Genomic DNA, 9,986 nt, shown 5'->3' with positions numbered 1-9,986 from the left:
AGTTCTTTTAGTTGTTGATTTCATAACACTCTCCAATTTTGGGGGTGGAAAGTGTCAACCTTATTTAGGACGGCACAGTAGATACAAAAAAGGCTTGGTTTTCACCAAGCCTTTTTCTGTTCAGTCATAGTAATACATCAAAGAATTACTTAGTACCGAAGATCTTATCACCTGCATCGCCTAGACCCGGAACGATGTAGCCTTTGTCATTAAGCTTCTCATCGATTGCCGCAGTGTATAGCTCAACATCTGGGTGTGCTTTTTCTAGCGCTTCAATACCTTCTGGTGCAGCAACAAGTACCAGCACTTTGATTTGGTTACAACCTTTCTCTTTTAGGAGATCGATCGTAGCAATCATAGAACCACCTGTTGCAAGCATTGGGTCAACAACAAGCGCAATACGCTCCTCGATGTTTGAAGCAAGCTTGTTGAAGTAAGGAACTGGCTCAAGCGTTTCTTCATCACGGTAAATACCCACAACACTGATACGTGCGCTTGGCATGTGCTCAAGAACTCCATCCATCATGCCTAGACCTGCACGTAGGATTGGCACTACGGTTACTTTTTTACCTTTAATCTGGTCTACTTCTACCGGACCGTTCCAACCATCAATGGTCACTTTTTCTGTTTCAAAGTCTGACGTTGCTTCGTAAGTAAGTAGGCTACCGACCTCAGTCGCTAACTCACGAAAACGTTTTGTGCTGATGTCACCTTCTCTCATTAGACCAATTTTATGTTTTACTAGAGGGTGCTTTACTTCAACAACTTTCATGTCCATCTCCGGCTATAGTTGGCAATATTTAAACAAACCTTCAGATTATACATGATTTCCACAGGGATATCAGGATAAATCACTAAAGAAAAAAACAGACGCAAACGTTTGCTATCTATGTTTAAGCACTGTTAGAATAGCGCCGTTTTCATATCCAACTTAATACCGAGGACTTCCCTGTGAGTGGTAACAACTCTTCTCTTAGCTATAAAGACGCTGGTGTAGATATTGATGCAGGCAACGCGCTTGTGGATCGTATTAAGGGTGCGGTAAAACGTACTCGTCGCCCTGAAGTTATGGGTGGTATCGGTGGTTTTGGCGCGCTATGCGAATTGCCAACTAAATACAAACAACCTGTACTGGTTTCTGGTACTGATGGCGTTGGCACAAAACTTCGCCTAGCACTGGATATGAACAAGCACGACACGATTGGCATCGACCTAGTGGCAATGTGTGTAAATGATCTTATCGTGCAAGGCGCAGAGCCACTGTTTTTCCTAGATTACTACGCAACAGGCAAACTAGACGTTGATACCGCAGCGGATGTTGTTTCAGGTATCGCAGAAGGGTGTGTTCAAGCAGGTTGTGCCCTAATTGGTGGCGAAACTGCGGAGATGCCGGGCATGTATGAAGGCGAAGACTACGACGTAGCTGGTTTCTGTGTTGGCGTAGTAGAAAAAGAAGACGTGATTGACGGCACGAAAGTCGCTGCTGGTGATGCACTTATCGCTGTTGGCTCAAGCGGCCCACACTCAAACGGTTACTCCCTTATCCGTAAGATCCTAGAAGTATCTGGTGCAGATAAGAGCGAAGAGCTAGCAGGCCGCACTATTGGTGAGCACCTACTGGAACCAACAACAATTTACATCAAGTCAGCACTTAAGATGATTGAGAAACACGACATCCATGCGATTTCTCATATCACTGGTGGTGGTTTCTGGGAAAACATCCCACGCGTACTGCCTGAAGGCACGAAAGCAGTTATCGATGGTAACAGTTGGGAATGGCCAGTTATCTTCAAGTGGCTACAAGAGAAAGGCAACGTCGACACACACGAAATGTACCGCACATTCAACTGTGGTGTAGGTCTAATCGTCGCACTACCGAAAGACCAGGCAGATGCAGCAGTTGCTCTTCTTAAAGAAGAAGGCGAAAACGCGTGGGTGATTGGTCAAATCGCACAAGCAAACGCGAACGAAGAGCAAGTTGAAATCCAATAATTTGCAAATCGAGCTCAAAAGATAAGAAGAATGAGGACACTAGATGACTAGGTCCTCATTTTGCTATCTAGAACACTAAAAACCATTCTATTAGTAGGTAGTTTAGAAGCTACATAACTCCAACCTACAATACCAAGGCGCTCTCGACATCATGAAAAACCATACCCTAAAAAACATTGTGGTCCTCATCTCGGGTAACGGAAGTAACCTGCAAGCTATCTTGGAAGCTTGCGAAGACAGCATGCCAAACGCACGAGTGGCAGCCGTGTTCTCTAACAAAGCAGATGCTTTGGGTTTAGAACGTGCAAAAAAGTTTGATGTGGACGGTCACTTTGTCGACCCTAAAGCATTCAGATCGCGTGAAAGCTTTGATGCAGAGCTAATGAGTCAAATAGATGAATACCAACCAGACGTGATTATTCTTGCTGGTTACATGCGCATTCTGAGCAGCGCATTTGTTTCTCATTACATGGGTAAGATGATCAATATCCACCCTTCTCTTCTACCAAAATATCCTGGGCTACACACACACCAGAGAGCAATTGATGCTAGCGACAAAGAACATGGTACGAGTGTGCACTTTGTAACGGAAGAGCTTGATGGTGGCCCTGTCATACTGCAAGCAAAAGTTCCTGTGTTCGAAGACGATGATGCTAGTGTACTTGCGGCACGTGTTCAGGCGCAGGAGCACCGAATCTACCCTATGGTGGCTAAGTGGCTGGTAGACGAGCGGTTGATCATGAAGGATGGTAAAGCCTATTTAGATGGCGCAGAGCTTGGCGTACATGGGTACGCCTCAGATGAGTAGCCCTGAATAATAAACTCCAAGCACAAAAGAGCAGCCTGAGGGCTGCTCTTGGTTGTTTTAATACTTATAAACTTGATTCAAGAAAGCCGTAGTGAGACTAGAAACCTAAAACCCAACATTCTAAAAAATCCCATAACCACTTGAGTAACATAACACTCGGAAAGTAGATTCTGAATCTGGTTCGTTCTTCACCGTTCAGACTGACGAGGTGTTTTATGAGAAATTTCTATCAGTTACGTCTTTACAGCAAGCCTTAGCGAGACTAGGACTCTACTACCAGCACTCTAGAAAGTAAGAATGCTCATCCGTATCCGCCCTCGGTTTAAAACGCATAAAAATAAAGCTCGCGATTAAGCGAGCTTTATTTTTATATTCAGAGTAAGAGACCATCACTCTAACGGTTCGGTTGGCGCTTGATTGCCCGGCTTAGCCGCCGCAAACGGCACATTTACCAGTTCAGAGGCATTATTTTTGACTAGTTCACCTAGGTGAAACAAGCCGTATTCGCCAGGTTTCATACGCTGCCAAGCTTCGTTGCCCGTCAAAGGTTGAGTTGCAATCACAGAAACGATGTCGTGTGGCGTTGTTTCTTCTTGGAAGTTAATTTCCACATCTTCATCAAGCAACGCGGCTTTTCCAAACGGTGCGCGTCTTGTGATCCAATACAAATGATTGGTGCAATACGTCATTACATACTCACCATCACTCAGAAGCATGTTAAATACACCCTTCTCTTTTAGCTCATCACAACATTTAGCAACATATAAGAATACCGACTCCATATCCTTTGGTGGCTCAGGATATCGATCTTCCATTTGCTTCAATAACCAGCAAAATGCCAGTTCACTATCTGTCTCACCGACAGGTCGATGTCGACCTGTATGCAAGTCTTGGTAGCCAGAGAGCTGACCGTTATGCGCAAACGTCCAATACCTACCCCACAGCTCACGTGTAAAGGGATGAGTATTTTCTAAATTAACACCACCACGATTCGCCTGTCGGATATGACTAACGACCGCACGACTTTTGATGGGATAATTTTGTACCAACTCTGCTATTTTAGACTCACAACTTGGCTTGGGATCTTTGAAGGTTCGAAAGCCCTTCCCTTCGTAGAAGGTGATCCCCCATCCGTCACGGTGTGGGCCGGTTCGACCTCCACGCTGCATGAGCCCAGTAAAACTGAAACAAATATCCGTTGGAACATTAGCGCTCATACCGAGCAATTCACACATGGTTTAAAAAACTCCCTAACAACACAGCTCGAAACGGTGGCCGTAAACGATTATTCCATCTCTTTTTCGATCAACTGAATGATGATATGAATAATCTTAATATGAATTTCCTGAATGCGGTCTGCATAACCAAAGTGTGGCACGCGGATTTCAATATCTGCAAGGCCTGCCATTTTGCCGCCATCTTTACCTGTTAGCGCAATCGTCTTCATGCCTTTCGCTTGTGCTGCTTCAATCGCTTTCAGGATGTTACCTGAGTTACCTGAAGTCGACAGACCAAACAGTACGTCACCTTTTCGACCAACCGCTTCTACATAACGTGAAAACACGAAGTCATAACCAAAGTCATTACTCACACAAGAAAGGTGGCTTGGATCTGAAATAGCAATACCAGCATAGCCAGGACGATTTTCTCGGTAACGGCCTGTTAGCTCTTCGGCAAAGTGCATTGAATCACAGTGAGAACCACCGTTACCACACGACAATACTTTACCATCTTGCTTGAATGAGTCAGCAATCATTTTCGCCGCTGCTTCGATTTGCGCAATGTTATGGTCATCGCTTAAAAATTTGTTGAGCACTTCAGCAGCTTCGTTTAATTCACTTCTAATCAGATCATGGTACATAAGACGTTCTCTTTATTATTTCGGCTTCAGTCAGCTCTTGACTCACTGAGCAAATTGTTCTGATACCAATTTGGTATCAGACATTTCATAAACCTGAACTCGGGTTTGATTACTCTGAGTTTACCCACAAACGAGAATTAGTGTCGATAGTGAACCAACAGATTTAGATTAGTGATGGTAATAAACTTGTCAACTTGCTCATGAAACCATCACTCAAATCTCAACTTTAGAATTTTAACTCTACTTAGATCACTTTTTATCCAATCTTATGTTTTACATTTCCTTAATATTTTGATTACACTTAAACCAACTGGTTAGACCTCTTACCTAACATACAGACGTACAAAACTTATAAAGTCTGAAAAGGAAAATACATATGGACATCTTGCTCTCAATCATCACGATGGCGATCGTGCTAGGCATTACGCTCTACCACCGCATGTCTCTCGTGAAATCTATTAGCTTACTCACCGCAGCCATGCTAGCTTTTACAGTAGCTGGAACTGTCGGCGTTATTGGTTGGGCTATTTACGTTCTCGCCGCAGCTGTGCTCGCGGTTCCTGGCGTACGTCAGTCTTTAATTAGCCGCAAAGCGTTAGTGCTTTTCAAGAAAGTGCTGCCAGCTATGTCTCAAACCGAAAAAGAAGCGTTAGACGCAGGTACCGTCTGGTGGGAAGCCGAACTATTTAAAGGCAAACCAGAGTGGCAAAAGCTACACGCAATTCAAGCACCTAAGTTAAGTGCGGAAGAACAAGCCTTTTTAGACGGCCCTGTAAATGAAGTGTGCGCCATGGTGAGTGATTTCCAAGTGACCCATGAACTCGCGGACTTACCGCCAGAAGTTTGGCAATACCTGAAAGATCATAAGTTCTTCGCCATGATCATTAAGAAAAAGTACGGTGGTCTGGAATTCTCAGCATACGCGCAATCTTTGGTGCTACAAAAATTAACGGGTGTTTCTGGCGTTCTATCGTCTACCGTTGGTGTTCCTAACTCTTTAGGCCCTGGTGAACTACTGCAACACTACGGTACTGAAGATCAAAAAAATCATTACTTACCGCGTTTAGCTGAAGGTAAGGAAATCCCTTGTTTCGCCTTAACGAGCCCAGAAGCGGGTTCTGACGCAGGCTCTATTCCAGATTACGGTGTGGTCTGCAAAGGCGAATGGGAAGGAAAAGAAGTACTGGGTATGCGCCTGACTTGGAACAAGCGCTACATCACCCTAGCGCCAGTCGCAACGGTACTAGGCTTAGCATTTAAACTTCGCGATCCTGAAGGTTTGCTAGGCGACAAAGAAGATCTTGGCATCACTTGTGCGCTTATCCCAACTGATGTCAAAGGTGTTGAGATTGGTAACCGACACTTCCCACTCAATGTGCCATTCCAAAATGGTCCAACGCGCGGTAAAGACATCTTTGTTCCTATCGATTTCATTATCGGTGGCGAAAAAATGGCGGGCCAAGGTTGGCGTATGCTGGTTGAGTGTCTGTCGGTTGGACGTGGTATCACGCTACCTTCAAACTCAACAGGTGGCATCAAAACTGCGGCAATGGCAACCGGTGCTTACTCACGTATTCGCCGTCAGTTCAAACAGCCGATCGGCCATATGGAAGGAGTTGAAGAACCATTAGCACGCTTGGGTGGTAATGCTTACGTGATGGATGCAGCAAGCAACTTAACCGTTGCGGGTATCGATTTAGGTGAAAAGCCATCAGTAATCTCAGCTATCGTGAAGTATCACTGTACGCACCGCGGCCAGCAAAGCATCATCGATGCAATGGACATCGTAGGCGGTAAAGGTATCTGTATGGGACCTTCTAACTTCCTAGCTCGTGGTTACCAAGGTGCGCCAATCGCGGTAACGGTTGAGGGTGCTAACATTCTAACACGCTCAATGATCATCTTTGGCCAAGGCGCAATTCGTTGCCATCCGTACGTTCTTGAAGAAATGAACGCGGCGTATTCTGAAGCAAGTAATGCTGTCGAGAAATTTGATAAAGCGCTTGCTGGTCACGTGAGCTTTACAATGAGTAACCTAGTGCGCAGTATCTGGTTTGGTTTGAGCGACGGTCTGGGCTCTTCATCACCAACCAAAGATGCAACCAAGCGTTACTACCAACAATTGAACCGTTACAGTGCAAACCTTGCTCTGCTATCGGATATCTCAATGGCAGTGCTAGGTGGCTCTTTGAAGCGTAAAGAGCGTCTATCAGCGCGTCTTGGTGACATTCTAAGCCAGCTATATTTGAGCTCTGCGACGTTGAAACGTTTTGAGCAAGATGGCCGCCCAGTCGAAGATTTACCATTAGTACACTGGGGTCTACAAGACAGTTTGAAACAAGCGGAAGTGGCAGTAGATGAGTTCTTAGCAAACTTCCCGAACAAAGTGATTGGCCGTGCGCTACGCGTGTTAATCATGCCATTTGGTCGCGTACGCAAAGCACCAAGCGATAAACTAGACAGTAAAGTGGCACGCATTCTACAAACGCCAAGTGCAACGCGCTCACGCATTGGTCGCGGTCAATACCTTGAACCAACCGAGCACAACGCAGCAGGTAAGATTGAGCTGGCGCTGTCAGTCATTCTTCAAGCTGAACCTGTGTTTGACAAAGTATGTAAAGCGCAAGGTAAGCGTCGCCCATTCTTACGTTTGGATATGATTGCTCAGGAAGGGCTAGAGCAAGGCTTTATCACGCAAGAAGAAGCCGATCTACTCAGAGAAGCGGAACAGCATCGTCTAGATACAATCAACGTTGACGATTTTGAGCCGGAACTGCTTGCCGCAAAGCCGCTATACCCTCAGATGGATAGTGTCGCGTAACTCTAGAATCTGAGACCACAAACGGGAGTATCAGCTCCCGTTTTTTATTGCTTCCAGAATCGCATTCATAACACCTCACACCACGAAGCCCCTGCGCAATCGCAATAAAAGCCACGCACTCCAATCTTTCCCCCGATTTCCAGTGATAACTAACTCACAGACGTTCCAACTAAGCGGTGTATACTTTAAGTAACTCACTCACATATATGGTAAATCCGTTGGCTAAAATATTACTCGCACAGTGGTTCCCAGGGCTTGTTCAGCTTAAGCATTATCAAAAAGAATGGTTTGTTAACGACTTTAGAGCCGCCTTTTCTGTTGTCGCGGTTGCACTGCCAGTTGCCATAGCTTACGCACAGTTAACTGGTGTATCCGCAATTGTCGGTCTGTATTCGTGTGTACTGCCAATGTTGGTTTACGCCATGATGGGCACATCTCGACAACTCATTGTCGGACCCGATGCAGCAACCTGTGCAGTGATTGCTGCTGTTGTGACACCACTTGCCGCAGGTGACCCCACAAAACATTGGCAGTTGGTTATGACCATGACAGCGATGACGGGGATTTGGTGTGTACTGGCAAGTCGTTTCAAGCTAGGGGTATTTGCAGATTTCCTTTCTCGTCCGATTCTTTTGGGTCTACTCAACGGTGTTGCTCTCACAATTATCGTTGGTCAGTTTGCGAAAGTAGTCGGTTTGAAATACGAGCAACGTTATTTACTGGAACGTTTATGGGAAGCTCCACAACGATTAACCGATCTTCATTGGCCTACTGTAACTCTGAGTATCGTGACAGTTGTCGTTTATTTGCTCACCAAACGCTACCGACCAACTTGGCCTGCTGCCATGCTGGCGATCCTCGTAACTACTGCGTCAGTTTGGTTTTTCCATTTACAAGAGATGGGCGTATCGGTTGTCGGACTCACTCAAGGTGGCTTCCCTCAGTTTCAAACACCGGAGTTTGAGCTAGGTGAAGTTCGTGAACTAGTGGTCCCGGCTCTCAACCTTGCGATTGTCAGTTTTGTTAGCATGATGCTCACCGCCCGCAGTTTCGCTGCTAAAAACGGTTATGATATTGATGCTAATAAAGAGTTTCAGGCGTTGGGTTTTGCCAACATTGCCTCAGCGTTTTCGCAAGGTTTCGCGATAAGCGGCGCTGACTCACGCACAGCCGTCAATGATGCAAATGGCGGTAAATCTCAATTAGTTTCGATTGTCGCCGCAATCACCATTGCCATTATTGCGGTATTTATTTACGAGCCTTTGCAGTTCATCCCTATCGCTTCACTTGGTGTTGTATTGATCATTGCGTCCCTATCGCTGCTCGATCTTAAAGCAATTTGGAAATTAAAATCTCGTGACAAAGATGCATTTTATCTGGCCATCATTACTTTTATTTCTGTGTTGATCGTGGGTGTAATACCGGGGATCACTTTGGCGGTATTGCTAGGGCTGTTTCAATTTTTACGGATTGTCATGCGACCGAGTGATCAGCTACTTGGCTTGGATGAAAAAGGTACCATTCGGACCATCGACGACTCAGGAAAAGCTTCGCCTATTCCTGGAATGGTGATTTACCGCTTTAACTCACCGCTAACTTACTTCAATGCTCCTTACTTTAAACGTAGAGTGTTAGAGCAGGCAGAGCATCACAAAGACGCAAGTTGCGTTGTCATCGACGCCGTATCGAGCTTTACTCACTTGGATCTCAGTGTGATGGCCACTCTGGCAGATATTCACAATACTTTGAAAAAGAGAGGCGTACGTTTAATCCTCGCAGGAAGGAAACGACGTCTTCGTCAATGGTGTGAGCTTACTGGTATCAGCACCAGTGAAGGAGGCATCTTACTGCGAGCTGATATGTACCTTGCCATTAAACTTAGTGGCTGTTACATCAGTGCTGTGGGTGAGGGACAGATTCCTACTGTTCAAAAAGAGCCTGATTTAGAGCAGCCACCCAAACCAATTCCAGAAGTGGCTTAAATACAAATTTAATATAGAAAACAGGAAATTAAACTCCTGTTTTCTAGTGCTTATCTTCACAGCTGAATACGTGTTACGCCTTTGGCTTAAACTTTTTTGTCATCCCTTGGCTTTTAGGAGCCACCAGCCTATATCCAAGCTTTTCGTAAAAGACCGGTTCATCAGCAATCATAGAAACGTAAGAGCCTTCAAGTGCAACAGATGAAAGATAACCGTCGATGTATTCCATGACTTTTCTACCTAAACCGTTACCTTGATAATCAGAATCAACGGCAACGTCGACAATTTCGAAGTTACACGCCCCGTCACCAACAACCCGACCCATTGCAATGAGCTTTCCTTCATCCCGAACAGATACGCCATATAACGAATTTGGTAGACCAATTTCAGCAGCTTTCAACGATTTGGGTGATAGCCCGGCTTTGACACGCATATCACAGTATTCTTTCGGGCTTGGCACATGCTCTTCATATCTTATTGTCATTATGTACTACTCCTTTGTATCACCTTGGAGCTTACATA

Annotated in this window: 8 protein-coding genes; 4 read left to right on the top strand and 4 right to left on the bottom strand. The window is 45.2% G+C overall.

Going from position 1 to position 9,986, the window contains the following annotated elements; translation table 11 throughout:
* Positions 1-145: 145 nt before the first annotated feature.
* Positions 146-772 carry a uracil phosphoribosyltransferase gene (gene upp / locus R7Q39_RS27055; protein WP_005380401.1) on the bottom strand — a complete coding sequence of 209 codons (627 nt, stop codon included), beginning with the start codon at positions 770-772 and terminating at the stop codon, positions 146-148.
* A 179-nt stretch (positions 773-951) separates the two neighbouring features.
* Here upp and purM point away from each other — a divergent pair, with 179 nt between their 5' ends.
* Both purM and purN read left to right on the top strand, forming a co-directional pair.
* The gene (purM, locus tag R7Q39_RS27050) at positions 952-1,992 is read left to right on the top strand and encodes a phosphoribosylformylglycinamidine cyclo-ligase (protein ID WP_262689175.1); all 1,041 of its coding nucleotides are present in this window, start codon (positions 952-954) and stop codon (positions 1,990-1,992) included.
* Between the two features lie 151 nt (positions 1,993-2,143).
* Positions 2,144-2,800, top strand: a complete 657-nt coding sequence (gene purN / locus R7Q39_RS27045) for a phosphoribosylglycinamide formyltransferase (protein ID WP_318077075.1) — start codon at positions 2,144-2,146, stop codon at positions 2,798-2,800.
* 389 nt (positions 2,801-3,189) lie between these two features.
* Here the strand turns inward: purN and R7Q39_RS27040 are convergent, their stop codons facing one another.
* Both R7Q39_RS27040 and lpcA read right to left on the bottom strand, forming a co-directional pair.
* Positions 3,190-4,035 carry a class II glutamine amidotransferase gene (locus tag R7Q39_RS27040; RefSeq protein WP_005385395.1) on the bottom strand — a complete coding sequence of 282 codons (846 nt, stop codon included), beginning with the start codon at positions 4,033-4,035 and terminating at the stop codon, positions 3,190-3,192.
* A gap of 50 nt (positions 4,036-4,085) precedes the next feature.
* Positions 4,086-4,661, bottom strand: coding sequence for a D-sedoheptulose 7-phosphate isomerase (lpcA, locus tag R7Q39_RS27035; RefSeq protein WP_005380392.1), 576 nt, complete (start codon positions 4,659-4,661; stop codon positions 4,086-4,088).
* Positions 4,662-5,037: 376 nt separating this feature from the next.
* Between lpcA and fadE the strand changes: the two genes are divergently transcribed.
* Together fadE and R7Q39_RS27025 are read left to right on the top strand one after the other, a co-directional pair.
* Positions 5,038-7,482 carry an acyl-CoA dehydrogenase FadE gene (fadE, locus tag R7Q39_RS27030; RefSeq protein ID WP_206225626.1) on the top strand — a complete coding sequence of 815 codons (2,445 nt, stop codon included), beginning with the start codon at positions 5,038-5,040 and terminating at the stop codon, positions 7,480-7,482.
* A gap of 206 nt (positions 7,483-7,688) precedes the next feature.
* A complete protein-coding gene (locus R7Q39_RS27025) occupies positions 7,689-9,464 on the top strand; it encodes a SulP family inorganic anion transporter (protein WP_005380390.1) in 1,776 nt (591 codons plus the stop codon).
* A 73-nt stretch (positions 9,465-9,537) separates the two neighbouring features.
* Here the strand turns inward: R7Q39_RS27025 and R7Q39_RS27020 are convergent, their stop codons facing one another.
* Positions 9,538-9,948: a GNAT family N-acetyltransferase gene (locus tag R7Q39_RS27020; RefSeq protein ID WP_017633770.1), complete on the bottom strand. Its 411-nt coding sequence runs from the start codon at positions 9,946-9,948 to the stop codon at positions 9,538-9,540.
* Positions 9,949-9,986: the final 38 nt, after the last annotated feature.

Source organism: Vibrio sp. 947, assembly GCF_033339115.1.
GTDB lineage: Bacteria > Pseudomonadota > Gammaproteobacteria > Enterobacterales > Vibrionaceae > Vibrio > Vibrio alginolyticus.
Note: the sequence above shows the minus strand (reverse complement) of the source record. Positions and strands in the feature narration are given on the sequence as shown.

Excerpts from the sequence above, each read along its gene's own strand:
- upp (WP_005380401.1), bottom strand. The coding sequence starts at position 772 with ATGAAAGTTGTTGAAGTAAAGCACCCTCTAGTAAAACATAAAATTGGT.
- purN (WP_318077075.1), top strand. The coding sequence starts at position 2,144 with ATGAAAAACCATACCCTAAAAAACATTGTGGTCCTCATCTCGGGTAAC.
- R7Q39_RS27040 (WP_005385395.1), bottom strand. The coding sequence starts at position 4,035 with ATGTGTGAATTGCTCGGTATGAGCGCTAATGTTCCAACGGATATTTGT.
- lpcA (WP_005380392.1), bottom strand. The coding sequence starts at position 4,661 with ATGTACCATGATCTGATTAGAAGTGAATTAAACGAAGCTGCTGAAGTG.
- fadE (WP_206225626.1), top strand. The coding sequence starts at position 5,038 with ATGGACATCTTGCTCTCAATCATCACGATGGCGATCGTGCTAGGCATT.
- R7Q39_RS27025 (WP_005380390.1), top strand. The coding sequence starts at position 7,689 with ATGGTAAATCCGTTGGCTAAAATATTACTCGCACAGTGGTTCCCAGGG.
- R7Q39_RS27020 (WP_017633770.1), bottom strand. The coding sequence starts at position 9,948 with ATGACAATAAGATATGAAGAGCATGTGCCAAGCCCGAAAGAATACTGT.